The organism is Priestia filamentosa (assembly GCF_900177535.1).
Lineage (GTDB): Bacteria > Bacillota > Bacilli > Bacillales > Bacillaceae_H > Bacillus_I > Bacillus_I filamentosa.
Genome location: NZ_FXAJ01000006.1, coordinates 188,660 through 212,402 on the forward strand (window position 1 = coordinate 188,660; position 23,743 = coordinate 212,402).

Annotated in this window: 22 protein-coding genes; 9 read left to right on the top strand and 13 right to left on the bottom strand. The window is 36.8% G+C overall.

What is annotated here, in order from left to right:
• The first annotated feature begins 174 nt into the window (after positions 1-174).
• Positions 175-1,563, top strand: coding sequence for an NCS1 family transporter (locus B9N79_RS20160; RefSeq protein ID WP_019390790.1), 1,389 nt, complete (start codon positions 175-177; stop codon positions 1,561-1,563).
• Between the two features lie 49 nt (positions 1,564-1,612).
• Here the strand turns inward: B9N79_RS20160 and B9N79_RS20165 are convergent, their stop codons facing one another.
• Both B9N79_RS20165 and B9N79_RS20170 read right to left on the bottom strand, forming a co-directional pair.
• A complete protein-coding gene (locus B9N79_RS20165; protein ID WP_040060896.1) occupies positions 1,613-2,650 on the bottom strand; it encodes a polysaccharide pyruvyl transferase family protein in 1,038 nt (345 codons plus the stop codon).
• A gap of 142 nt (positions 2,651-2,792) precedes the next feature.
• Entirely contained in the window at positions 2,793-4,148 is a 1,356-nt protein-coding gene (locus B9N79_RS20170) for a cation:dicarboxylate symporter family transporter (protein WP_040060816.1), read from the bottom strand.
• A gap of 330 nt (positions 4,149-4,478) precedes the next feature.
• On the opposite strand from B9N79_RS20170, the gene B9N79_RS20175 reads away from it, so the two are divergent.
• Both B9N79_RS20175 and B9N79_RS20180 read left to right on the top strand, forming a co-directional pair.
• Positions 4,479-4,796, top strand: coding sequence for a winged helix-turn-helix transcriptional regulator (locus B9N79_RS20175; RefSeq protein WP_019390786.1), 318 nt, complete (start codon positions 4,479-4,481; stop codon positions 4,794-4,796).
• Positions 4,797-4,899: 103 nt separating this feature from the next.
• Positions 4,900-5,535, top strand: a complete 636-nt coding sequence (locus B9N79_RS20180) for an FMN-dependent NADH-azoreductase (protein ID WP_019390785.1) — start codon at positions 4,900-4,902, stop codon at positions 5,533-5,535.
• 50 nt (positions 5,536-5,585) lie between these two features.
• Here the strand turns inward: B9N79_RS20180 and gdh are convergent, their stop codons facing one another.
• Both gdh and B9N79_RS20190 read right to left on the bottom strand, forming a co-directional pair.
• On the bottom strand, positions 5,586-6,371 hold the full coding sequence (gdh, locus tag B9N79_RS20185) for a glucose 1-dehydrogenase (protein WP_040060818.1): 786 nt from the start codon (positions 6,369-6,371) through the stop codon (positions 5,586-5,588).
• Between the two features lie 52 nt (positions 6,372-6,423).
• Positions 6,424-7,275 carry a GRP family sugar transporter gene (locus tag B9N79_RS20190; protein WP_019390783.1) on the bottom strand — a complete coding sequence of 284 codons (852 nt, stop codon included), beginning with the start codon at positions 7,273-7,275 and terminating at the stop codon, positions 6,424-6,426.
• Between the two features lie 550 nt (positions 7,276-7,825).
• On the opposite strand from B9N79_RS20190, the gene B9N79_RS20195 reads away from it, so the two are divergent.
• Positions 7,826-8,461, top strand: coding sequence for an FMN-dependent NADH-azoreductase (locus B9N79_RS20195; protein ID WP_040060820.1), 636 nt, complete (start codon positions 7,826-7,828; stop codon positions 8,459-8,461).
• Between the two features lie 51 nt (positions 8,462-8,512).
• Here B9N79_RS20195 and B9N79_RS20200 read toward each other — a convergent pair whose 3' ends face one another.
• Entirely contained in the window at positions 8,513-9,160 is a 648-nt protein-coding gene (locus tag B9N79_RS20200; RefSeq protein WP_040060821.1) for a Bax inhibitor-1/YccA family protein, read from the bottom strand.
• A 440-nt stretch (positions 9,161-9,600) separates the two neighbouring features.
• Here B9N79_RS20200 and B9N79_RS20205 point away from each other — a divergent pair, with 440 nt between their 5' ends.
• Positions 9,601-10,737, top strand: coding sequence for an acyltransferase family protein (locus B9N79_RS20205; protein WP_046218088.1), 1,137 nt, complete (start codon positions 9,601-9,603; stop codon positions 10,735-10,737).
• 54 nt (positions 10,738-10,791) lie between these two features.
• Here B9N79_RS20205 and B9N79_RS20210 read toward each other — a convergent pair whose 3' ends face one another.
• Positions 10,792-12,126, bottom strand: a complete 1,335-nt coding sequence (locus tag B9N79_RS20210; protein ID WP_046218087.1) for a gluconate:H+ symporter — start codon at positions 12,124-12,126, stop codon at positions 10,792-10,794.
• Between the two features lie 274 nt (positions 12,127-12,400).
• Positions 12,401-12,697, bottom strand: coding sequence for a hypothetical protein (locus tag B9N79_RS20215; protein ID WP_019395179.1), 297 nt, complete (start codon positions 12,695-12,697; stop codon positions 12,401-12,403).
• Between the two features lie 177 nt (positions 12,698-12,874).
• On the opposite strand from B9N79_RS20215, the gene B9N79_RS20220 reads away from it, so the two are divergent.
• From B9N79_RS20220 to B9N79_RS20235, 4 genes are all read left to right on the top strand, one after another.
• Positions 12,875-13,330, top strand: a complete 456-nt coding sequence (locus tag B9N79_RS20220) for a DUF1517 domain-containing protein (protein WP_040060824.1) — start codon at positions 12,875-12,877, stop codon at positions 13,328-13,330.
• 14 nt (positions 13,331-13,344) lie between these two features.
• Positions 13,345-13,662: a DUF2653 family protein gene (locus B9N79_RS20225; protein WP_040060826.1), complete on the top strand. Its 318-nt coding sequence runs from the start codon at positions 13,345-13,347 to the stop codon at positions 13,660-13,662.
• Positions 13,663-14,078: 416 nt separating this feature from the next.
• On the top strand, positions 14,079-15,569 hold the full coding sequence (locus B9N79_RS20230) for an FAD-dependent oxidoreductase (RefSeq protein ID WP_046218086.1): 1,491 nt from the start codon (positions 14,079-14,081) through the stop codon (positions 15,567-15,569).
• 32 nt (positions 15,570-15,601) lie between these two features.
• Entirely contained in the window at positions 15,602-16,201 is a 600-nt protein-coding gene (locus B9N79_RS20235; protein WP_040060830.1) for a TetR/AcrR family transcriptional regulator, read from the top strand.
• Positions 16,202-16,385: 184 nt separating this feature from the next.
• Here B9N79_RS20235 and rlmD read toward each other — a convergent pair whose 3' ends face one another.
• From rlmD to B9N79_RS20265, 6 genes are all read right to left on the bottom strand, one after another.
• Positions 16,386-17,762, bottom strand: coding sequence for a 23S rRNA (uracil(1939)-C(5))-methyltransferase RlmD (rlmD, locus tag B9N79_RS20240; RefSeq protein ID WP_019395174.1), 1,377 nt, complete (start codon positions 17,760-17,762; stop codon positions 16,386-16,388).
• Between the two features lie 3 nt (positions 17,763-17,765).
• Positions 17,766-18,728 (bottom strand): diacylglycerol kinase, encoded by a 963-nt coding sequence (locus B9N79_RS20245; protein WP_019395173.1) that lies wholly within the window; start codon positions 18,726-18,728, stop codon positions 17,766-17,768.
• Positions 18,729-19,084: 356 nt separating this feature from the next.
• Complete coding sequence (gatB, locus tag B9N79_RS20250) at positions 19,085-20,515, bottom strand: Asp-tRNA(Asn)/Glu-tRNA(Gln) amidotransferase subunit GatB (protein WP_040060832.1); 1,431 nt, start codon at positions 20,513-20,515, stop codon at positions 19,085-19,087.
• A gap of 14 nt (positions 20,516-20,529) precedes the next feature.
• Positions 20,530-21,987: an Asp-tRNA(Asn)/Glu-tRNA(Gln) amidotransferase subunit GatA gene (gene gatA / locus B9N79_RS20255; protein WP_040060833.1), complete on the bottom strand. Its 1,458-nt coding sequence runs from the start codon at positions 21,985-21,987 to the stop codon at positions 20,530-20,532.
• A gap of 16 nt (positions 21,988-22,003) precedes the next feature.
• The gene (gene gatC, locus B9N79_RS20260) at positions 22,004-22,294 is read right to left on the bottom strand and encodes an Asp-tRNA(Asn)/Glu-tRNA(Gln) amidotransferase subunit GatC (RefSeq protein ID WP_040060835.1); all 291 of its coding nucleotides are present in this window, start codon (positions 22,292-22,294) and stop codon (positions 22,004-22,006) included.
• Between the two features lie 245 nt (positions 22,295-22,539).
• On the bottom strand, positions 22,540-23,724 hold the full coding sequence (locus B9N79_RS20265; RefSeq protein ID WP_019395169.1) for a CamS family sex pheromone protein: 1,185 nt from the start codon (positions 23,722-23,724) through the stop codon (positions 22,540-22,542).
• Positions 23,725-23,743: the final 19 nt, after the last annotated feature.

A 23,743-nucleotide genomic window follows, 5' to 3' on the forward strand; every position in this document is an offset into this window, starting at 1 on the left:
CTTTTCTACTAAAATAATTTGTCATATTGCACAAAAAATTTTCAGAAAATTCACAAATATGTCAATGACATCTCTTTTTTCATCTTATAAACTTTATACATGTCAATTTTCTTAACGTCTAAAGTTAAAACAATTAACTATATAGAGAACTTTATGAAAAGGAGCTGAATAATAGTGTCTACAAATTTAGCAAATCCAGTCGTAGAAGAACAAAGTACAAAAGACACCCTGAAGATTGATGAGTCACTTCTTCCAAAAAAGGAACGACCTGTTAGTCCTCTATCTTACATGTTCATGTGGATTGGTGATGGAGTGAATCTTGGTAATATGACGCTTGGTGCAAGCTTAGTTGTAGCGGGAACGGCAACGCTCAACATCTTCCAAACGTTTGTGGCAGCAGCTATTGCAATTGGGATTATCTCCACCTTTTTCGCTTTGAACGATCGATTCGGCTATAAAACAGGCATTCCTTATGTCATGCAGCTTCGAATGTCATTTGGAGTAAAAGGTTCCATCATTTCTTCTCTCTTGAGAGGCATTCCAGCTATTATTTGGTACGGATTTCAAAGCTGGATTGGTGGTACTGCACTCAATGAAATTGCAAAAGCCCTGACAGGAGGATCTGTTGATAATGTTGTAGTATGTTTTATTGCTCTACAACTTCTACAAATTGTTCTCTCTCTTTACGGATTTCATGCCATTAAATGGGTTGAAACACTCGCCTCTATTGTCATTATGCTTGCACTCCTCTATGTATTTAGTATCCTCCTCACTTCTTATAAAGATGTGATTACAGAAAAGTGGGTTCATACAGAAGGAACATGGGGACTTCCCTTTTTCGCTTTTATTATGGTTTTCCTCGGTAACTACGCGGCAATTTTCTTAAGCGCTGGCGACTACTCTCGAGAGTTAAAAACAGGTATAAGCAATAAGAAACGTGGTTTATTATATTTCTCTCCTATTACTATTGCTTATGGTTTTGTGCTGACAATTGGCGTTATGCTCGCTTCAGCAACTGGTATTTCAAATCCAGTCAAAGCTTTTGCTGTTGTTGTAGACAATCCTTATATTACTGTTGGGGTATCTGCTTTTATTGTGATAGGAGCTGTAGCAGTTAATATGGTTGCAAATATTGTTCCGCCAACATACGTAATTACTTTGTTAACGAAAATGAAGTACAAAGCAGCTGTTATTGTAACTGGATTGCTTGCACTTTGTTCATTTCCATGGGTTCTTGTTCAAGATTCTTCTGCAAACGGACTCAATCTGTTTGTTCTCATCTACTCAGCATTCCTGGGCCCTATCGTTTCTATTCTTTTAGTGGAGTATTATATATTAAGAAAACAAAAAGTAAATGTTGATGATTTATATAAAAAAGACGGACCCTTCTCAGGTGTTAATCCATGTGCTTTAATTGCAATGCTAGCAGGCGCTTCGGCAGCCTTCTTAGAAGTTGATCTTGGATGGATTATCGGTGTTGTTGTCGGAGGCGTTTCATACCTTCTTCTTATGAAATTCACCTTTAAAAATTCTAAATTCAAAAAAGGTACTATTTTTGAGTAAATTAAAAAAGCGTGAGGAGTTCTTTCCTCACGCTTTTTTATGGAGCTTTTTATTTTTTAAAATAGGTGCGTAAAGGTCTAAAATCTTCTTTTAAGTCAATGTCATTTGGCTCTGCTTGGAGGAGACGATCAATCATTTCTTCGAGTTTATTAATATCTTTTTGATCTGTATACTCAATAAAGTTCAATGCTTCAAGCCAGTCTCGATAAGAGTGTTTCGCCTTTCCATAGCTGTTACCAAATACCACGCAAGGTGTTTTTGTAATAATGGAGAAGATCATTGCATGCAGACGATCTGTAACAATTAACTCGCTGGATCCGATGCGATTTAGCATCTTCATAAATTGATCTTCTCGGTCCTTGTAATCAATAACATCAATATCGTGTAGCACTGTATCTGTACGCCCAGTACGTTTCCCTTTTTCCTGTTCTATCCACTCTCTTAACTCAGAAATAAACTTCTCCTCTGTTACCTTTTCTTTATCTTCTCTTAGAATAAAGAGAACTCCTTCTCTCTCAAGCTCTTGAGGCTCAATATCTAACGATAATACCATATCAGGTGTATACATCACTTCAGAATCAAATGTATCTTTCACATATTCAAGCGTCTGCTGTTCTCTCGTTCCAATTGTTAAATGACGGTTTTGATGATAAGCATCTTTGGTTTTCTTTTTCTCCTTATCCCCTTCCTCTGTTTCTTCAAAGTAAACAGATTGAGCAAAGGAGAGCGTCTTGTAATCTTTGAAAGTTGAAATTACTTTTCTTCGATCTTCCTCAATATCGAGATACAAGTTCCCAAGATTTCCACCGCCTGTAAAACAAACAATATCATCTTCACTAATAATTTCTTTTACAATTTGGATTCCTTCATCTGTTGCATAGTCCATAATTTCAATATACTCATAGTAAGGATAGTGATTTCTTATAAATTTCTCTTCTGCATAAGCAATCGCTTGGTCTCCTATATTTGTATAACTTGGAGAACCAAAGAGAAAGACTTTTCGTTTATCATTTGTAAAAGCTTCTGGACTTACATTTGGCCCGACCCCTTTTGGCAATTCTTTATTTAGAATTGTTTGTTTGCTCATCATTATGGTCCTCCTTCATTTTTCTAGGTTTAAGTTGGTACCTTTCCTATACCCTTGAAAAAATAAAATATGCCTCTGTATACTCACCAAATTTATCCAAAATACAAAAGATGCCTTGTTTAGAGGCACCTTTTTTCGTTATTTATGATACAGTTTTGCTAGATGTTGTGACTTCATCAAAATCCTCTTCTATCTCCACATTTTTTGGTTCGTACACAAGTTCACCTTCAAGCATTGCTCGTGCCTGCTCTTTATCAAGCAACTTCTCCCAGCTTGAGATAATAAACGTAGCTGCAGCATAACCAATAATATTAACTGTTGTCCGATAGTTTCCCATAAAACGATCTGGCGCTAGCATCAGGGCAACAGCGGCAACTGGGATAGATCCCATCGCAGCGGCCGTTGCAGAAAGGGCAACAAAAGCGGATCCCGGAATTCCAGCCATTCCTTTAGAAGTTAAAAGTAAGATCCCTAACATAAGTAGCTGCTCTCCAAGACTTAAGTCGACTCCTGTTGCTTGAGCTAAAAAGACCAGGGCGATAGATAGGTAAATTGAAGCCCCATCCAAATTAAAAGAGTAACCTGTTGGGACAACTAAGCCAACTACAGCTTTATTGCATCCTGCTTGTTCAAATTTATCCATCAATTGTGGCATAACGGCTTCTGTTGATCCTGTCGCAAAAGCAAGTAAAATCTCTTCTTTTATATATACAATGATTTTCCACAAACTGAGTCCAATCATTATCCGAACAATAACAGCTAATACTAGAATAAATAAGAGACAAGCAACTGTCATCGCAACAAACAGTTTGCCGAATGAAGCAAGTGTCCCAATCCCATATTGACTTACTGCAAATGCCATTGCACTAAAGGTTGCTAGTGCTGTTAGTTTAATAATATAACTCATAATTTTGAAGAGAACATTGTTTACTTTTTCTAGTACATCAAGCAAAACTTCCGACGTTTTCCCCCCAATATGGACAAGAGCGATTCCAAACAAACATGAAATTAATAGAACCTGAAGCATAGAGTTATTCGCGAAAGCTCCAACAGCACTATCTGGAATCATATTCAGAAAAAACTCACCTTCACTCGGAAGATCTGAACCGTTTGTTTTCTCTTCAACAGTTGCTGTACTTAATGTTGATGGATCTACATTCATTGTTGAACCTGGATTCATCATGTTTGCTACAACAACCCCAATAATTAAAGCAAACGTTGTAACAACTTCAAAGTAGAGAAGTGTCTTCCCTCCGATTCTTCCAACTGTTTTGATGTTGCCTACTTTAGCAATCCCGACAACAACTACCCCAAAAATGAGTGGTGCAATAATCATTTTAATAAGCTTAATAAATCCCTCTCCAACTGGTTGAAGAGCACTCCCAACGCTTGGCCACAGATACCCAACAACTGTTCCTAAAATAATAGCAACAACAATTTGAAAAAAGATCCCTTTATAAAAAGGTTCTTTTTTTATCTCTTTTTTCGTTTCCCTCATTATATTTCCCCTTCCCTTACATTATAGATAATTGAATATTCCGATAAATTACTTTAAGTTACATATCATGTTATATTAATTAACATTGTAATATAGGGGAAAGAGAACGTCATTGTACTTATTAACCAAAAGTTTCATTCTGCTTTGGAACATCTATGAAAACTTTAAAATGAGATTTGAACGGATTATTTTTCATTTCTTTCTAATCGTACTTACTGTTATGAAACTTTACTAATTACCTCATACTAAAAAAATCTATTTCATTCGGTTTTTTGTTACAATAAGTACATAAGTAATCCTTTGTCGAATTCAGGTAAGGAGGCTAAACGAGTGACAGAGAATAGAGAATTGCATCCAAAGGTAGAGAAGAGCTTTGAATTAATTGGGAAAAGATGGACAGGGCTTATTATTTATGTTCTAATGAGCGGTCCTAAAAGATTTAGTGAATTAAGCGAAACGATTCCAGACTTAAGTCGACGTATGTTAACAGAGCGAATTAAAGAGCTTGAAGAGCATGGAATTGTTGTTCGCAACGTGATTCCAGATCGCCCTATTCGTTCAGAGTATTCCCTAACTCAAAAAGGAACTGAATTAGGAAAAATTCTTGGTCCTATTAGTCAATGGGCTGAGAGCTGGGTTAAAGATTAAAAAAAGAAGAAATAGAAAACATTCTCTGTTCGCGGAAGGAAATCCCCCACGAGCCAGGTTGAACATCATTGCGTTTGGTCGCAAGGAAAGGTAGGAAAAATGTATGGCAAATGTTTTATATATTACAGCACATCCATTACAAGCAGATGCATCACTTAGCATGGCGGTTGGCCAAGAATTTATTGAAACATATAAGAAAGAAAATCCATGTGATGAAGTGGTTCATTTAGATTTATATAAAGCGGATATTCCATATTTAGATGCTGATGTTTTTAGCGGTTGGGAAAAGCTTCGGGCTGGTAACTCGTTTGAGAAACTAGAGACAAATGAAAGATTAAAGGTTGGAAGACTAGCTGAGTTAGGCGGACAGTTTCTATTAGCAGATAAATACGTGTTTGTAACACCCATGTGGAACTTCTCTATTCCAGCAATTATGAAAACATATATTGATGCGATTGCCGTTTCAGGGAAAACATTTAAATATACACGAGACGGAGCTAAAGGGCTTCTAAAGGGAAAGAAAGCTGTACATATTCAAGCACGCGGAGGCCTCTATTCTGAAGGTCCTGATGTTCATAAGGAGATGGGACATCGCTATCTTGAAGTAATGATGGATTTCTTTGGAATTGAGTCGTTTGAAACAATTGCAATTGAAGGACAAATGATCCACCCTGAAAAAACAGATGAGATAAAAACAAAAGCTATTGGTCAAGCTAAAGATTTAGCACATCACTTTTAAATCAAAAAATCCCCTTTAGGCATTTCACCTAAAGGGGATTTTTTGATTTATTAACCTCTACCAGCTTGGAAAGAAGGATATTTTGTCATACCACCGTCAGCAAATAGCGTAATTCCTGTTACATAGCTTGCTTGAGAAGAAGCTAAGAATGCTGCAACATTTGCTACTTCTTTAGGGTCTCCAATGTATCCCATTGGAATCATGCTCTCAACGTCTGCACGCTGCTCAGGATCTGCAAATTTCTCAGCATTAATTGGTGTGTTCATTGCACCTGGACCAATGTTGTTAACACGAATGCCTTTTGGAGCATATTCAAGTGCTAGGGTTTCAGTCATTAGCTTCATCCCGCCTTTACTTGCTGCATAATGAACAAATAGTGGCCAAGGAATCATTTCATGAACACTAGACATGTTGATTACATTTCCTTTAATATCGTTTTCTACAAAGTATTTAAGAGCTTCACGGCTACCAAGGAATGCTCCTGTTAAGTTTGTATCAATAACTTTATTCCAGTTATCTAATGTAAGCTCATGAGATGGAACAGGGTTTTCAACACCCGCGTTGTTAATCATTACATCAAGTGTACCGAATTCTTTTACAGCTGTTTGAACAAGATTAATAACGTCTTCTTCTTTTGTTACGTCACCTTGAACAATGATTGCTTTTCCGCCTGCTTCTTCAACTTCTTTTTTTGCTTCTAACGCTTCTTCTTCATTATTCCAATAGTTGATAACAACACGAGCTTCTTCTTCTCCGAAACGAACAGCCATTGCTCGTCCTAAACCAGTAGATCCACCTGTAATAACGACAACTTTATCTTTTAAATCTGTATACATTATACTTCCTCCTTGAAAATGCTAAATTCAATATTTAACTTTCACGTTAACGTTAACTCTTAGCCATTCCTAAGAATACGCCACCTAAAATAATAAGAATAATACCGATTGTAATAAACACAAGCTGACGTTTTGATTTCTTTTCTCCTAAGAGGAAAATACCGCCTAGTGTTGAGATTACAATTCCCATTTGTGATAGTGAGAAGCTTGTAGCAACTCCTACTTTTGGTTGTGAAATAAATAAGAACATATTTCCTGCAGCCCAAATGAGCCCTGGAATAATATTACGAATCGCATATTTATTAAATGGTTTATGTTTATACGTTAAAATGAGTCCACCAATAAACATTCCAATTGCTTGTGGAAATAGAGCTACCCATCCATCAACATTAAACAAACGTGCCACAACAACATAAATTAAATACCCGATGGTAGAAATAATAAGTGTAACAATCCCTTTTTTGAACTGAGCATTTTGATTGTCATCTTTCTTATCTTCTACTGATGTAAGTACAATCCCAATAACGATGAAAATTAATGCTAACACACCTAAAATAACGGTCGTTGTTGTTGACCACTCGTGAAATACAATAACACCAAATAGAGCAGTTGATACAAGCTGCATACCTGTTGAAATTGGCATTGTTTTTGAAACACCAATATAATCAATAGTTTTCAACTGGTTGCTTTGTCCAAGTGCCCAAAACAATCCTGAAACGATTCCAACTATGAAAATCGTTGGGGTCAACACTGGATGAACAACGAGATAGATAACAACGGAAAATAAAAGGGCACCGATTGTTGTTCCTAGTGTCTGACTATATGGACCTCCGCCTAATTTAACATTAAATAAGACGATACTCCCCCAAAAGATTGCTGGCAGAATAGCCAAGAGGATATCCATTTGATCCTAACCTTCTTTCTTAAATAAAAAGATTTAAGTGCTTAACTTTTGTAAGCAACATCACGTTACTAATAGTAACTTAAATTAAATAAAGGAGTCAATCATTTTGTTTAACTTACTTAATTATTAACTTAGTGTGGAAACCTTTTCTTTCTTTTTCTCTTTTCACCTTAAACCTTTAGAAATAAGTATTGGTAGCGATTACGTATAAATGGTCATTTTTAGTGTGAATTTTTTTTATTTCACGAGCTTAGAATTCGATAATATAGCGTTATCATGAGATATATTGCAACATTAAGAAAATTTCATTCTTTCACTTCACTTTCAAAACTATTCCTTATTTACAAAAAGTGAAATGTTTCACAAATTAAAGTTTTCATCTTCTTTCATAACTTCCTTCTTCTTTCTATATATAGAATTATGTTAGTGTAAATCAAAATGATTGACTAAAATAAGTGCACAGGTTACTATTAGTAACAAAGTTAACTTTTTGAAACTAACAATACTTTCGCGAGTATATATTTTAAAAACAGGAAGGTGTCGATTCATAATGACAAAAGTATTATATATTACTGCACATCCACATGATGAGCAAACATCTTACAGCATGGCAGCAGGTCAAGCATTTCTTGAGAGCTATAAAGAAAATAACCCAAGTGATGAAATTGTTCATATTGATTTGTATAAAGAAAACATTCCACACATTGATGCTGATATTTTCAGCGGATGGGGCAAACTTCGTTCAGGAAGTGAATTCACTGAGCTTTCTGAAGTAGAACAACAAAAAGTAAGTCGTCTTGCAGAACTGAACGAACAGTTTATTTCAGCTGATAAATATGTATTTGTTACACCACTATGGAACTTCTCGTTCCCACCAGTGATGAAAGCATACTTAGATTCTGTAGCTGTTGCAGGGAAATCATTCAGATATACAGAACAAGGTCCTGTTGGATTGCTAACAGACAAAAAAGCCCTTCATATCCAAGCACGTGGCGGCTACTATTCAGAAGGTCCTGCAGCAGACTTAGAAATGGGTCATCGTTACATCAGCATTATGATGAACTTCTTCGGCGTTCCATCATTTGACGGTCTATTTATTGAAGGACATAATGCAGAGCCAAGCAAAGCTGAAGAAATTAAAGCAGATGGCATTAAACGTGCAAAAGAGTTAGGAAAACAATTCTAATTTTAAATTAAGAAAAAGAGCGAGACTGATCAAACAGTCTCGCTCTTTTTCTTAATCATCGCTACCGAGAATACCGAAGAAGCGAAGTAAATTAATAAACAAGTTAATGAAATCTAAGTATAGAGATAAAGCAAGTAATGGCACGTCTGCTTCTGTAATCTGCATTCTCTTCATTTGGTTAAAATCATATAGAACATAAAGAGAAAATACAATTGTTCCAATAACAGATAAAGCCATTAAAGAGCCTGATGTAAGTCCTCCTGTAAATAAACCAAATAAACTTACAAAAATCATTGATAGAACAGCAACTAATAAGAACGAAGATAAAAATGATAAATCTTTTTTCATTTTCGATCCAATTATAGCCATTACTAAGAAAATACCGAATGTAGAACCAAACGCCTGCAAAACAACGTTCGCTCCACTCATTGATGCATAATAGCTTACAATTGGATATGTTGTAATCCCTGAAATAGCTGCAAAAGCATACACAAAGGCATAGCCAACACGGCTTTTTCGTCGTAACCAAAAAGCTGCAATAAGCATAACAACTTCAACAACTGCAAGCGGCAGCATTAATGCAGCAGGCACGAATTGCCCTATGTATAATCCAACTGTTGCAATGAGCAGTGTTAATACAAATGTAGATAAGACCTTTTGAAATAGAGGTCTCTCTTGTACTGATACGTCTTTTAACACTCTAATCCCTCCTCTTTTTCCTATATTATATTTTCTATTCCATAATTTCCATCTTTTTTAAAAACTTAATTCTATCTTTCTAATTAATAAAGAAGGACAAATGATTATTTTAACAGTTGAGTCCTCTTGTATTATTTTACTTCATTCGCCTTTTCTAAAGAAAGTTCTTACTATACGGGTACCTTTCAAGAAGAAGGATTAAAAAGCAAATATTTGAATTACCGTAGAAGGAATATTGTTCTCTCGAGAGCTATGTTATCGTAATAACATACTGCTGTTCTATTTTCTGTTATAGTTTCTAGCATAGTTAAAGCTTATTTTAATCAAGTAGTATAAGTCATACTCTCTCCAACACCCTATCCATATATATCCATTGCGAAGAAATCAGACAATGTTTATAATTCTAAGTGTTTTATAACAGAATCGAAGAGGAGGGCACTATGAGTAAAAATGATAGGGATTTAGCCCTAACATCAAGTACATCAGTATCAAAAGCAGAGCCAAGCCCTAAAAAGAAAAGGAAAGTTTTAAATGAAATTACGATTATAAGAGCCTTAGCATGTCTAAGCATTGTAATGCTCCATTCAACAACATTTACAGTCAATTATGTGCAAGAAGGAATACTTGTTACAACATTAGCAACAATACTTTGTTTTGGTACTCCCACTTTCGTTTTCATATCTGGATTAATTTTAGCTTATTCATATCCTAATAAGCTTCCGAAAGGATTCTATTGGAAAAGAATTAAATTAATTTTATTTCCATTCATTTTTATGGCAATCTTCTATGCTGTATTCTCAGGACGTGCCGTACCTGAACAAATTCCAAGCTTGATTTGGAATAACCTCACAGGTGGATATCACGGTTGGTTTGTATTAGTTATCTTTCAGTTTTATGTTTTACATCATTTATTCACAAAATTCTTTTACAAACTACCAGCTGCGCTTGTTTTAAGCGTTTCATTAATTATTAACGTAGCTTATTTGGCTATCTTTAACTTTATACAACCTACTTCCCACACACCTTTTACAAGTTATCTGTGGAGCGGCGGATACTATATCCCGTTTGTAGCTTGGTTATTTTATTTCTCTTTGTCATATTATTGTGGAAAAAACTTTATGACTTTTGTAGAAAGCTTAAAAAGATTTAAAGCGCTGATTTTCTTTTTCTTAATCGTTTCATTAGGTGTGCTTATATATAATAATGTGAATGAATATTTCCCAGTAGGGTCAAAGCGGATTGATATTATTTTCTTTACCGTTATGATGATTCTGTTCCTGCTCCTTGTATGCCAAAGCCTTCAGAAAACACCGAAGTTATTAACAATTGTCAGCCAATATTCGTTCGGTATTTATCTTGCCCATTGGTTTTATCTTACAATTATTCGAGATTTTATTGCTTCACAAGGATGGGAACTTGGTTACATGCAAATTCCAGTCTTGTTCGTTTCAGCTCTTATAAGCTGTATTATCACGATTAATATTCTAAATCGTTTTCCGTTCGGTAAATATATGATTGGAAAAATTAATCGTAAAAAACAAAAACCTGTTAAAAAAGAGACCGTTGTTACTGGTTAATGATGTTTAATAAGAAAAGCTTGCTTTATCGAGTGATAAAGCAAGCTTTTTTGTTTACAGAAACATCTCAAGCAGTAGAACACAGGCCAGACCTGTCACAGAAAGAACGGTTGTGAGTAAACTCCATGTCTGAAATGTCTCCTTCATACTTAAACCAAAGTACTCTTTTACCATCCAAAATCCTGCATCGTTTACATGACAAAAAATAACGCTTCCCGCTCCTGTTGCTAATACAATTAAAGCAGGATTGACCGCGCTTGCTGCCATAAGAGGAGCTACTAATCCTGCTGTTGTTAAAGCTGCTACTGTTGCAGATCCTAAACATAGCCTCAAAAGAGCTGCAATCATCCAAGCAACTAAAAGCGGAGACAGATTTGTGTCTTGAAATAAAGAAGCTACATAGTCTCCAACTCCCCCGTCTACTAGAACTTGCTTGAATGCCCCTCCTCCCCCGATAATAAGAAGCATCATCGCAATTTGAGAAATAGATTTTGATAAAGAATCTCCGATATCTGCCATAGGGATTTTCCTTGCATGTCCCATTGTATAAATCGCAAGTAATAGAGAGATTAACATGGCTGTTCCAGGCATCCCAATAAATTCAACAATCGCTTTTATTTTGGATTCTTCACGAAACAATAGAGATATAATGGTCGCAATCGCCATAAAAATAACAGGAAATAAAGAAGTTAAAACACTAATGCCAAATCCAGGGGTCTCCTCGAGATTAAACTCTTTACGCGGACCTAATGCTGTTAAATTTCCACTTCTTTTATAAGCATTTGGAAATACCTTCATTGCGAATTTATTAAACAATGGGCCTGCTACAATTGTGGTTGGGATACCAATAATGATACCTAACAAAAGAACTTGCCCTATGTTTGCTCCATATGCAAGTGAGATAGCTGTTGGAGCTGGATGTGGAGGTAGGAATCCATGAGTTACGTTCAATGCCGCCGCCATTGGAATCCCCAGGTATAAGAAAGGAACCTTTAGCTCTTTTGCAATCGCATAAATAATAGGAATCAACAAAACAAGACCAACTTCAAAAAATAGAGCAATTCCAATAATAAAAGAAGAGATTACAACTGCAAACTGAATCTTCTTTCGTCCAAACGTATTGATAAGTGTAATTGCAATACGATAACCGCCACCTGCATCTGACACAAGCTTACCAAGCATTGCCCCTAACCCAAATACTAACGCTAAATGCCCTAGTTGTCCGCCAATTCCCTCTTCAATTGAAAGCACAATCTTATCGAGTTCCATTCCAAGACCAATCGCAACTAAAAAGGAAACAACAACAAGCGAAACAAACGTATTTAGCTTTACTTTCATAATTAAAAATAAAAGAATAAGAACTCCTATTGCTACAATTAAAATCGGCATCTTCTTCTCCCCTTAACTATTGTTATGTTTTATAAAAATTTCAAGAATTTAAAACCACCTCCCTCCTAGTTAAGAATAGTATTGAATACGTTTTCATTTATGTTCTCTTTTCTCTCTTTTTCCAGAAAATAGTCAATAAAATAATATAAAGTATTATAGCATCTTATGATTAAATCATGGTTACTTTTTGATAATATGTTTCTTTTTTATTTTTATGTGCAAACAAAAAAAGCAAGATAGACATGCTACCTTGCTTTTTTTTAGTCTTTTTATTTTATTTTTTCTGACTTTCTAGCTCTTCTAATTCCATATGTGTTTGCGGGAACCCGTTTGCTACCCAATCTGATTTTAAAGCTGAATCATATTGAGTAAGTCCTTCTTCATCTCTTGCTTTGTCCGCATCAACACTCTCTACTTGGTCGATTTTTTTACTGTTTCTCATATCTGTATCTGGACGTACTTTAAAAGATGCTTTTCTTTTCTTTTTATATGCAGCAACTGCTAGTGCAGCACCACCTGTTGAAATAAGTGTACCAAGTACCACTTTCTTTTTCTTCGATTTCGTCATCATATTTATTCCCTCCAGTTTTGATATTTTCTCTCTTATTATTTGTTGTACCCGTTTTTTGAATTTTAAAAAGTTTCATTTGTGTAACAAATAAGTTTTCCCTTAAAAAGCATAAGACGAGCATTTTATTATTTCATGTAGTAAAATATACATATTACTAACAAAGAGGTGCAAAGAATTTTGAAAAAATTTTTATCAATCTTTACGCTTATGATGATTGTAGCGGCTATGATTCTTCCACATGCAGCAGAAGCAAGAGGTTACAGCAGTGGGGCGCGAAGCCATTCCTATAGCACACCAAGTTCTAGCTATTCATCTAAGAGTACAAATGGTTACTCTTCTAATAGAAGCTATTCTGGTGGAACTTCTACGAAGAAAGACAACTCACAAACATCTACAAACTCAACTCAAAAAAATTCAAACTCAACAGCAAACAACAAAAAACCTTCAACAGCTAAGAAAATTGCCTCTTATGCCGGTGCATTTGGGGTCGGTGCTTTATTAGGAAGCATGTTCCATCCATTTGGCGGAGCAGGAACTGGATTCTCAATGTTCGGCCTGCTATTAGATATTATAATTATCCTTGTTATCGTATGGCTTATTAAAAAGATCTTCACCAGAAGAAAGGCATCATAGAAAGAGGTCAGATGATGGAAATTAAATTTAACGAACAAAACGTACACGACAGTGTTTGCGAATATATAGCGTATCATGAAAAAAACGTTTCCCCTTACGAGGTGTCTGTTGAATTATGTACAGACGACTTTGAAGAATTCTATGCTCTTGTAGAATTTGAAGGATATGAAAAAACAATTTATACAAAAGAATTAATTGAAGCTATTCACTTGAACCTTGTTGATAAACATAACTTTGACCGCAATATGTTAAAAACAGAAGTGACGTTTGCAGAAGGTGAAGGAATTATTGCTTTTGTGAAGGTTGAGAGAGGACTTAGTTTAGTAAAATAATAGATAAAAAGCATTGAGTGTAACTCAATGCTTTTTTGTTGTGATATAGATGTTTCCTGATGAAGTATATAAATTTTAAATGTTTAACTCCTTTACTACTGTCATAAAATCATATACTCTCTTTATGTTTCGCTTAACATTCCCCCTTGGAACATACCTTCTACAAACGTATATAAGAAATTAAAAGATAACAGACACCTTAATAAACGTTTAATTCCCCTATACTAATCTAATTTAGAACTGAAAGATACTTATACAAAAGAGAAGTACCACAATCTAATTAAGTTTTTGTTGACATTCTATATATTACAATTTATCCTTTTATTGAATGAACCATTCATTCTAAAATTGTTTTTTCATTACAAGCTAATTTATTATGAACAGTTTTACAAATGAGTATATTGGAGGCTATAATGATGATCAAAACAGAGGTATCATTTAAAAAAGGCAATTTGGAAAAAGCAATTGTAATTGGTGGAGGAATGGCTGGACTACTCTCTGCAAGAGTACTTTCTGATTATTATGAAGAAGTCCTTATCATAGAAAAAGATGATCTACCTGTGAAACCGGAAATTCGTGCAGGTACTCCTCAAGCTTTTCACCCACATCGATTTACACCTCGAGGTAAAATGATAATAGAACGACTCTTCCCTGGATTTAATGATGAATTATTAGCTTGCGGTGCTCCATCTACACAGAATAAAATGATTCACCAGACTAATCAATATGGATCCCTTGCAATGCCCAATACAGAAAATGATGCCACATTCAGCAGAGCTCTGCTTGAGTGGGTATGTCGTCAGCGTGTGAAAAAGATTTCAAATGTTCAGTTTCTTACAAAGGTTGACGTAATCGGCTTACTAATGACATCAGATCAAACAGTTGTAACAGGTGTCCATGTACGAGAGCGAGAACAACTAGGGCAGCAGAAAACATTTGGTGCTAACCTAGTAATTGATACTAGTGGCCGTTCCTCTAAATTGGGAAAATGGCTACAACACCTCGGATTTGATGTACCAAACCCTGATATCCTCAAAGTCTCACTTGGTTACAGCACTCGCCATTACAAGATTCCCTCTCATTTGTCAGTAAATTGGGATGTCATTCGAATTGCCGGAGACCCTTCAAACAGGAGTTTAACTGGAGTATTTTCCACAATTGAGAATAACATAGCTGAAACAGTACTTTATAGTCCTGGCGGGCATTATCCAACCACGAATGTTGCTGAGTATGAACAAGAGATTGCAAAGCTGGCTGACCCATTAATAGCAGAAGTGCTGCAAGAGCTTGAACCAATTACAGTTCCTAGAGGTTATAGAGTTACTGAGTTATTTCGTCATCACTTTGAAAAAATGGAGCAATGGCCATCAGGATTGTTGGTTTTAGGAGATGCTTTCTGCAATTTTGATCCGATTTTCGGCCAAGGAATTACAATGGCTGCAATAGAAGCAGAAATGTTAGAATCCTGCTTGCGTGAACAACGAAATTATCCCTCGCCTTATTTTGAACGTAACATGCTTCAAAAAATGAATGAAATTGTTGAACCTGCCTGGTGGTTGAATTGTGTTGCTGATCTACCATGGAAAGGAGTATCATATGTAGGTACACCATTGAAGGGGAGTGAATTTGCCCAAAAATACTTTGAATTGTATATTAAACATGCCACTACCAAACATAATTTTGAATTATATGGGTTATATTGGGCGGTGAATACTTTGCTTTTACCGCTAGATAAAATAATAAATTCGCAAATGCTAGCAGCCATTCTTGCTTCTGAAGAAACATCTTCTGAAAGTAAAGAATTGCTCTGGGCACTCTCAAAGGCATGTGGGCAGACACTTGATGAACAATTGTCTCAGCTTATCCCCCCCTTTCCCTCAACAGCTTATGAACATTTGAATGCTTAATAATAATGAAAAGAATCTAGGAGTGAAACATCATTGCACCTTTAAACGAAGAACAGTTGCAGCAAATTCGTGATGAAAGAAAAGAACAAATTATAGAAGCAGCCCTTAGGGTCTTTGCTCGACGAGGAATTATTGGCACGAAAATGAGCATGATCGCTAGTGAAGCTGGAATAAGTGCTGGGCTTCTCTACCGCTATTTTAATTCCAAAGACGAACTATTTACTACACTCGTTCAGCAAGCAATAGACGAATCTATTGCTGGAATCAAGAGTATCTATCAACTACCTGGAACTCCATTAGATAAAATAAAAACTTTAACCGCTGAGATACTCAATGAAGGTTCCCAATTTTATTTCATGTTGATGCATCACGCTCGTACGTCAGATGAAGTACCCATAACTGCTAAAAAGCTTATTGAGGAAAATACAATGAAGACTTACATCGACATATTGGAACCCCTATTCATTGAAGGACAGAAGAAAGGGGAAATTGCAGAAGATAATCCTAGTGAACTGATATCATGCTATTTATCGCTTCTTTCCGGACTAATGACGGTGAATATTCAGGGAGATGAAAATTATCAGATACCAAAAGTCGACTTATTATTAAGATTTATAGTAAGACCCTCTTAACATTGAAAAGCTCAAGGGGCTAGTCTTTCCGCGACAAGCATATGACAATGCGGCTCGATGGATTTTTATCCTTTCGGTTTATCATCTAGGGTCCTGTTGCCTTTGGAGCTGGGAACAAAATCTCTATTTAAAAAGAGCCTTCCGACTTAGGAAAGGCTCTCTCTTTACTGTTATATCCTTTAATCTAATCTTTCCTTACAAGGAGTGCACAGCACTCCACATGTGTCGTATGCGGGAACATATCAACAGGCTGAACCTCAACTGTCTTATAGCCGCCTCCCTCTAGCACCTGCAAGTCTCTTGCAAGTGTTCCAGGGTTACAAGATACATAGACAACGCGATTTGGCTTCATGTCGATGATTGTGTTTAATAACGCCTCATCACAGCCTTTACGCGGTGGATCCACAACAAGTGTGTCAGCGCTAATTCCTTTTTTATACCATGCAGGAATAACTTCTTCTGCTTTCCCTGCTTCAAATTCTGCATTTGTAATGCCATTTAATTCAGCATTGCGCTTCGCATCTTCAATTGCTTCTGGAACGATTTCAACACCATACACTTTCTTTGCTTTTTGTGCAAGGAATAGAGAGATTGTTCCAATACCACAGTAAGCATCAATAACTTCTTCTTCTCCTTGCAGGTCAGCGTACTCTAATGCTTTGTCATAAAGCACTTTTGTTTGCGTTGGATTTACTTGATAAAATGAACGAGCTGAGATGGCGAACTTAACATCACCAATGTTGTCGTAAATATATTCTTCTCCCCAAAGCACGGTTGTTTCGTCACCCATAATGACGTTTGTTTTCTTGGAGTTCACGTTTTGAACAATTGATTTTAGCTGCGGCAGACGCGCTCTTAGTTCTTCGATAACTTTATTTTTGTTTGGAAGCTCTTTTGTACGAGTCACAAGCACAACCATTTGTTCACCAGTAGTCGCACCATAGCGGACCATAACATGGCGAAGCGTTCCTTTATGCTTTGTTTCGTCATAAGCACGAATACCGTACTTTGAGCAGATTTTACGGACAGCTTGAACAACGTCATCATTTTGCTCTTGCTGAATCATACATCGTTCAATATCAATAATGTCGTGACTGCGCTGTTTGTAAAAGCCTGCAACAAGTCCGCCTTCACTTTCACCTACAGGTACTTGTGCTTTATTTCGGTAATTCCATGGATCTTCCATTCCAAGTGTTGGATGTACCGTAACGTCTTTAATATTGCCAAGACGAGCAAGTACTTCCTTTACTTGCTTTGTTTTGTAGTCAAGCTGTGCTTCATATTTCAAATGCTGCAGCTGACAGCCGCCACACTGTTTGTATACTGGGCAAGGCGGTTCTGTACGGAAGCGACTTTCTTTTGTTGTTTCCATCATTCTGCCAATTGCAAAGCCTTTTTTCACTTTGATAATCTTCACGTTTCCTTCTTCTTCTGGAAGCGCATTTTGAACAAAAATAGGGAAGCCGTCCACTTTTGCGACGCCTGCTCCTTCATGTGTTAAGTCTTCAAACTTAACGGTAACATATTGGTTCTTCTCAACAGGGGGTGTTAGCTTAGCCATTTATTAAACATCCTTCAGTTCATTTTCCATGTTCAGTTCTTTTTCTTTATCTCGAATTTCCTGCGCTTTCTCTTTTGGCATATACACATTAATATGACGATACATATTCACAAACTCGCCTGGAAGTAGTCCGCCAAATTCGCCGTCTAAGTTAAGTTGCATTTTCTCTTCTGTACTAATTTTTACTCTGTTCGCTTTTGTATAAATCACGTGAGAATCATGCATATGCTCACCTCGTAGTGCAAGGGTCGCAACGCGAATGAACTCCGCTAAGTTGGCTTTCTTTAAAATAAGCAAATCAAATAAGCCGTCATTTAAAGAGGAATCTGGTGCTAATTTTTCAAATCCACCAACAGAGTTTGTAAGGGATACGAGAAAAAGCATAACTTCTCCATCGTAAACACGTCCATCATATTCAATTCTTACATTTGTTGGTTTGATGAATGGAAGCATCTCCATTCCTTTTAAATAATAAGCAAGCTGACCAAGCATTGTTTTTGTTTTGCTTGGCACTTCATATGTTAGCTCTGTTAGCTTACCTCCGCCTGCAATGTTAATAAAATAATGGGTGTTTCCTTCATTTGTTACACAGCCAAGGTCAATTGGCATTGCTTCGCCATCTGTAATGGCTTGGCATGCGCCCATAATTGTTCTTGGGATATTTAAAGCACGAGCAAAGTCATTTGTTGTGCCAACAGGAATTACGCCAAGGTTTGGACGGTTCTCTTTTCCAGCCATACCGTTTACAACTTCATTAATTGTTCCATCTCCACCAGCTGCAACGATGAGATCATAACCGCGTTCAACTGCAACCTCAGCTGCAACAGTTGCATCTCCTGCACATGTTGTTGCATGACAAGAGGTCTCATACCCAGCTTGTTCAAAATGCTGAAGCACTTCTGCTAGATTTTTTTTAATTAATTCACGCCCAGATGTTGGGTTATAAATAATTCTTGCACGTTTCATCATACATCATCCCACTAATTAGATTTTTCGTTCTTCTATATACAAAGAGATCTGTTTATGATTGTGTTACTACTATTGTCTCCAATATATCGTAAGTAAAACTTCTCTTCTAAAAGCGCCCTAAATCCCCAAAAGCTTAGTTTAAGCTCTTACTGCCCGTTGACCTTACAATATAAGCCTCAACCGGCAGTAAGATGGGGATTCTCGCCTGTTTAGTTTCCAAACGTTAGTATATCGCGAAAAACTGAACCCTTCAACTCACAAGACATAGTAAAGGATAGAATGTTTCCCAAAAAAAGAAACACAACGGCCACGAGATGGTCGTGACCGTTGCTTTCATTTAAACAAACGTTTGATTAACGTTTTTTGATTTCTTCAAGTAAAATTTTGTTAACCATTGGAGGGTTTGCTTGCCCTTTTGATGCTTTCATAATTTGACCAACAAGGAAGCCGATTGCACGATCTTTCCCATTTTTGAAGTCATCGATGGATTGCGGATTGTTATCAAGTGCGTCTGTTACAAATTTACGAAGTGTTTCTTCGTCTGAAATTTGAACAAGACCTTGCTTTTTCACAAACTCGTGTGGATCGCCACCGTCTTTAATAATGTGCTGGAATACTTTTTTCGCAATTTTAGAAGAAATAGTTCCTTCTTCAATAAGTTTGATCATACCAGCTAGATTCTTTGGTGTTAGAGCTGTTTCACCAAGCTCTTGATTGTTTTTGTTAAGGTATGCTGATACTTCACCCATTAGCCAATTTGAGGCTTGTTTTGCATCTGCTTCTTGTGCAATTGTCTCTTCAAAGAAATCAGACATTTCTTTTGTAAGAGTTAACACGTGAGCATCATATGATGGAAGACCAAGCTCTTTGACATAGCGCTTTTGGCGTGCGTCTGGAAGCTCTGGAATGCTTGCGCGAACGCTCTCTTTCCACTCCTCATCAATATAAAGCTCAACAAGGTCTGGCTCTGGGAAGTAGCGATAGTCGTCAGATCCTTCTTTTACACGCATAAGAATTGTTTTCTTTGTTGCTTCATCATAGCGGCGTGTCTCCTGTTCAATTAAGCCACCTGAAAGAAGTACTTGTGCTTGACGCTTTTCTTCATGTTCAAGTCCTTTTTGAACATACGTGAAAGAGTTTAAGTTTTTAAGCTCTGACTTTGTTCCGAACTTCTCTTGACCGTATGGACGAAGTGAAATGTTCGCATCACAGCGAAGAGAACCTTCTTCCATCTTACAGTCTGAAACGCCTGTATATTGGATGATTGATTTTAACTTTTCAAGGTATGCGTATGCTTCTTCTGGTGAACGCATATCTGCTTCAGATACGATTTCAACAAGTGGTGTACCTTGACGGTTAAAGTCAACTAAAGAATAACCGTTGCCTGAGTGAGTTAACTTACCAGCATCTTCTTCAAGGTGAAGACGGTTGATGCGTATGCGTTTCTTCTCACCTTTTACTTCAATATCAATCCAGCCGTTCTCACCGATTGGCTTATCAAATTGTGAAATTTGGTATGCTTTCGGGTTATCTGGATAGAAGTAGTTTTTACGATCAAACTTTGTGTCAGTAGCAATTTCACAGTTTAATGCCATTGCTGCTTTCATCGCAAATTCTACCGCTCTTTTATTTAAAACAGGTAAAACACCTGGATATCCTAAATCAATTACGCTCGTATTTGCATTTGGCTCAGAGCCGAATGCATTCGGGCTTGCGGAAAAGATTTTAGAATCTGTTTTTAACTCAACGTGTACTTCAAGACCGATAATCGTTTCAAAATTCATCTCTTTTTCACCCCTTACAATGTTGGTTTTTGTTTATGATGGTCTGTTGCTTGCTCAAACGCATGAGCAACACGATAAACAGTGCTTTCATCAAAGTGTTTTCCGATAATTTGTAATCCTAGTGGAAGACCATTAGAAAATCCGCATGGAACAGAAATTCCTGGTACACCTGCAAGGTTCACTGGAATTGTTAAAATATCGTTTGCGTACATTGTTAATGGATCATTTACGTTTTCACCAATTTTGAATGCTGGTGTTGGCGTTGTTGGTCCAACAATAACATCGTACTTTTCAAAAACATCTTCAAAGTCTTTTTTAATTAATGTACGAACTTGCTGTGCTTTTTTGTAATATGCATCATAGTAACCAGAGCTTAAGGCAAACGTTCCAAGCATAATACGGCGTTTCACTTCATCTCCGAAGCCTTCGCTACGCGTTTGCTTGTACATTTCAATTAAGTTCTCTGCATTGTCTGTACGGTGACCATAACGAACCCCATCAAAGCGTGCAAGGTTTGCAGACGCTTCAGAAGACGAAAGCAGGTAGTATGTTGCAAGAGCATATTTAGAATGTGGAAGAGATACTTCTTCCCATGTTGCACCTTGTGCTTCTAATACTTTTAGAGCATCAAGTACAGATTGACGTACTTCTTCATTTACACCTTCTGCAAGGTATTCTTTTGGTACCGCAATTTTAAGACCTTTTACATCTCCTGTTAGAGAAGAAAGGAAATCTGGTACTTCAACATTTGCAGATGTTGCATCCATCTTATCAACTCCAGAAATGGCTTGAAGAAGGAAGGCATTATCTTCTACATTACGTGTAATTGGTCCAATTTGGTCAAGAGATGATGCAAACGCAACAAGACCATAACGAGAAACGCGACCATATGTTGGTTTTAATCCTACAACACCACAAAATGCAGCTGGTTGACGGATAGAACCACCTGTGTCAGAACCAAGTGCAAATGGAACTTCACCAGCTGCAACAGCTGCTGCTGAACCACCGCTTGATCCACCAGGTACGCGATCTAAGTCCCAAGGGTTACGCGTAACTTTTAATGCAGAGTTTTCGTTTGAAGACCCCATTGCAAACTCATCCATATTAATTTTACCGATTGTAACAGACTCAGCTGCGCGCAGACGCTCCACAACTGTTGCATCATAAATTGGATTAAAGTTATCAAGCATTTTACTTCCGCAAGTTGTACGTAAGCCTTTTGTTACGATATTATCTTTTACTCCGATTGGCATACCAAATAAAAGACCAAACTCGTCTTTTGTACCAATTGCTTCATCTAATTCTTTTGCATATGCATGTGCTTTTTCTTTATCTAATGTTAGAAATGCCCCAACTTTTTCATCTACTTCGCCAATTCGCTTGTAAGATTCATTAACAAGCTCTTCAACGCGAACTTCTTTCTTATGTAGTAAGCCGTGTAATTCAGACATTTTATGGTCAAACAATGACATAAAAAAGCCTCCTTCCCTATTCTAAAATTGATGGAACGCGAACTTGTCCATCTTGATGATCCGGTGCATTTTTTAACACTTCTTCACGTGGTAACCCTTTTGTTGGTTTATCTTCACGCATTACATTCTTCACTTCAAGAACGTGTGTTGTTGGTTTAACACCTGTTGTATCTAACTCATTCAACTGTTCTGCATATGTAATAATTGCATCCAATTGCTTTGTAAACATTTCTGTTTCTTCTTCAGTAATCGCTAAACGTGCAAGATGTGCAACGTGCTCTACTTGTTCTTTTGAAATTCGTGACATACCTTTCACCTCCACATATTCGAACCGCAACAATATACTGATAATATCAGATTTTATTGTTCTTAAGCAACTAACGTTATAATCCATTTTCCATTTTACCAAAAGGGAAGAGATATTTCTCGTTTTGAGTAAAAAAACATCAAGTTCTTTCTATTTTAAGAGAACGTCTTTTATTCCATCATGATGGCAAAATATAAAGCTTTTAAATATACAAAAAAAGCATCCACACAGTGGATGCTTCTCTATTACTTGTAAATATGCACGAATGGTTTCTTCTCATCTGGCTCGCGAGAAATAAGCGCTTCTGGTCCTTGAACAGTACTAATGTTAACATTTACTTTCAAGTATGAAGGGAAATGCTCCATAACAAGTCCTGCTATATACTGTGTGAAACCTGTAATCTCTTGCTCACCGAAAAATTGAATCGGAATATCAATTGTCATTTCTTGAAGCTCGCCATTTTGGTAGAATCCTCTTCCAATAATGTTTGTGTAATTCGGGAAATAGTCTTGGATTTCCGCTTTAAAGTTTCCAAACATGTCGCTATCGCTTCGCTCATCTGCTGCTACTGCATTTGATGGGAAAAGATAATACCCTTCATCAATCTTATCCCAACTGCCTAGTTCACTACTGCCTTTTTTCGCTGTTGCTTTCGCAAAGTAGCTTCCAGGCACAAGCGAGGATTTTTCTTCCTGTTCAAACAGTCCAACTGTAATTGGAACATTTTCTAACCCTTTGATTTTTCTCATCCGCTGAACAATCTCAGCCGCCATTTTTTCTCCTTCTTCCTGAAGTTTCTCACGGCTAATTTTCTTTTCGCGCGGATAGCCTTTCTCTTGTGTATAGTAATAAACAGAGTTCATCGCAAGACCAATTGAAACGCCGCCAAGCTTTAATTCATCTCCATCTTTCACTAGATAATCTTGCTCTAGAATATGAGCTAGGTAGATTGGACTTTTTTCACTTTGTTCCGCTGCGCTGCCTTCTCCCGTATTAATTGGGTTTAAACCAACATTTTTTACTTTATCTCGCTCTTCTTTATCGTAATCTTTCAGAACATCTTTATACTGTTCTTCTGTCCATTTACGACGAAGCCAAGAGCTGATTGTATCTTCATCAAGATACTGCCCTTCTTGATAATAGTAATCATCTGTTGAAAACTCATCTTTAGAAAGACGAGTCAAACCTGATTCGAACTCTTTCACATCAAGACGTGTGTTTAAGTTCGATACGGTTAATCCTCTTGATTTACTTTCTTTGAATGGTAGAACACTTTGATATGTGTCATCTGAAATACTATATTTCGAAATGACCGCTTTTTGTTTGTTATCGTCTGTTTTCTGAACCACTTCTTCTTCTTTCGAAAAATCAGGTGCACACGCTGTTGTCACAAGCATGACAGAAAGAGCAAGGAAAACAATTTTCTTCAAACCTTATACACCTCACAAG

Excerpts from the sequence above, each read along its gene's own strand:
- B9N79_RS20215 (WP_019395179.1), bottom strand. The coding sequence starts at position 12,697 with ATGATGACGAAATCGAAGAAAAAGAAAGTGGTACTTGGTACACTTATT.
- B9N79_RS20230 (WP_046218086.1), top strand. The coding sequence starts at position 14,079 with ATGATCAAAACAGAGGTATCATTTAAAAAAGGCAATTTGGAAAAAGCA.
- B9N79_RS20210 (WP_046218087.1), bottom strand. The coding sequence starts at position 12,126 with ATGCCGATTTTAATTGTAGCAATAGGAGTTCTTATTCTTTTATTTTTA.
- B9N79_RS20205 (WP_046218088.1), top strand. The coding sequence starts at position 9,601 with ATGAGTAAAAATGATAGGGATTTAGCCCTAACATCAAGTACATCAGTA.
- B9N79_RS20180 (WP_019390785.1), top strand. The coding sequence starts at position 4,900 with ATGGCAAATGTTTTATATATTACAGCACATCCATTACAAGCAGATGCA.
- B9N79_RS20245 (WP_019395173.1), bottom strand. The coding sequence starts at position 18,728 with ATGAAACGTGCAAGAATTATTTATAACCCAACATCTGGGCGTGAATTA.
- gatB (WP_040060832.1), bottom strand. The coding sequence starts at position 20,515 with ATGAATTTTGAAACGATTATCGGTCTTGAAGTACACGTTGAGTTAAAA.
- B9N79_RS20170 (WP_040060816.1), bottom strand. The coding sequence starts at position 4,148 with ATGAGGGAAACGAAAAAAGAGATAAAAAAAGAACCTTTTTATAAAGGG.
- B9N79_RS20165 (WP_040060896.1), bottom strand. The coding sequence starts at position 2,650 with ATGAGCAAACAAACAATTCTAAATAAAGAATTGCCAAAAGGGGTCGGG.
- gatA (WP_040060833.1), bottom strand. The coding sequence starts at position 21,987 with ATGTCATTGTTTGACCATAAAATGTCTGAATTACACGGCTTACTACAT.
- B9N79_RS20195 (WP_040060820.1), top strand. The coding sequence starts at position 7,826 with ATGACAAAAGTATTATATATTACTGCACATCCACATGATGAGCAAACA.
- B9N79_RS20225 (WP_040060826.1), top strand. The coding sequence starts at position 13,345 with ATGGAAATTAAATTTAACGAACAAAACGTACACGACAGTGTTTGCGAA.
- rlmD (WP_019395174.1), bottom strand. The coding sequence starts at position 17,762 with ATGGCTAAGCTAACACCCCCTGTTGAGAAGAACCAATATGTTACCGTT.
- gdh (WP_040060818.1), bottom strand. The coding sequence starts at position 6,371 with ATGTATACAGATTTAAAAGATAAAGTTGTCGTTATTACAGGTGGATCT.
- B9N79_RS20190 (WP_019390783.1), bottom strand. The coding sequence starts at position 7,275 with ATGGATATCCTCTTGGCTATTCTGCCAGCAATCTTTTGGGGGAGTATC.
- gatC (WP_040060835.1), bottom strand. The coding sequence starts at position 22,294 with ATGTCACGAATTTCAAAAGAACAAGTAGAGCACGTTGCACATCTTGCA.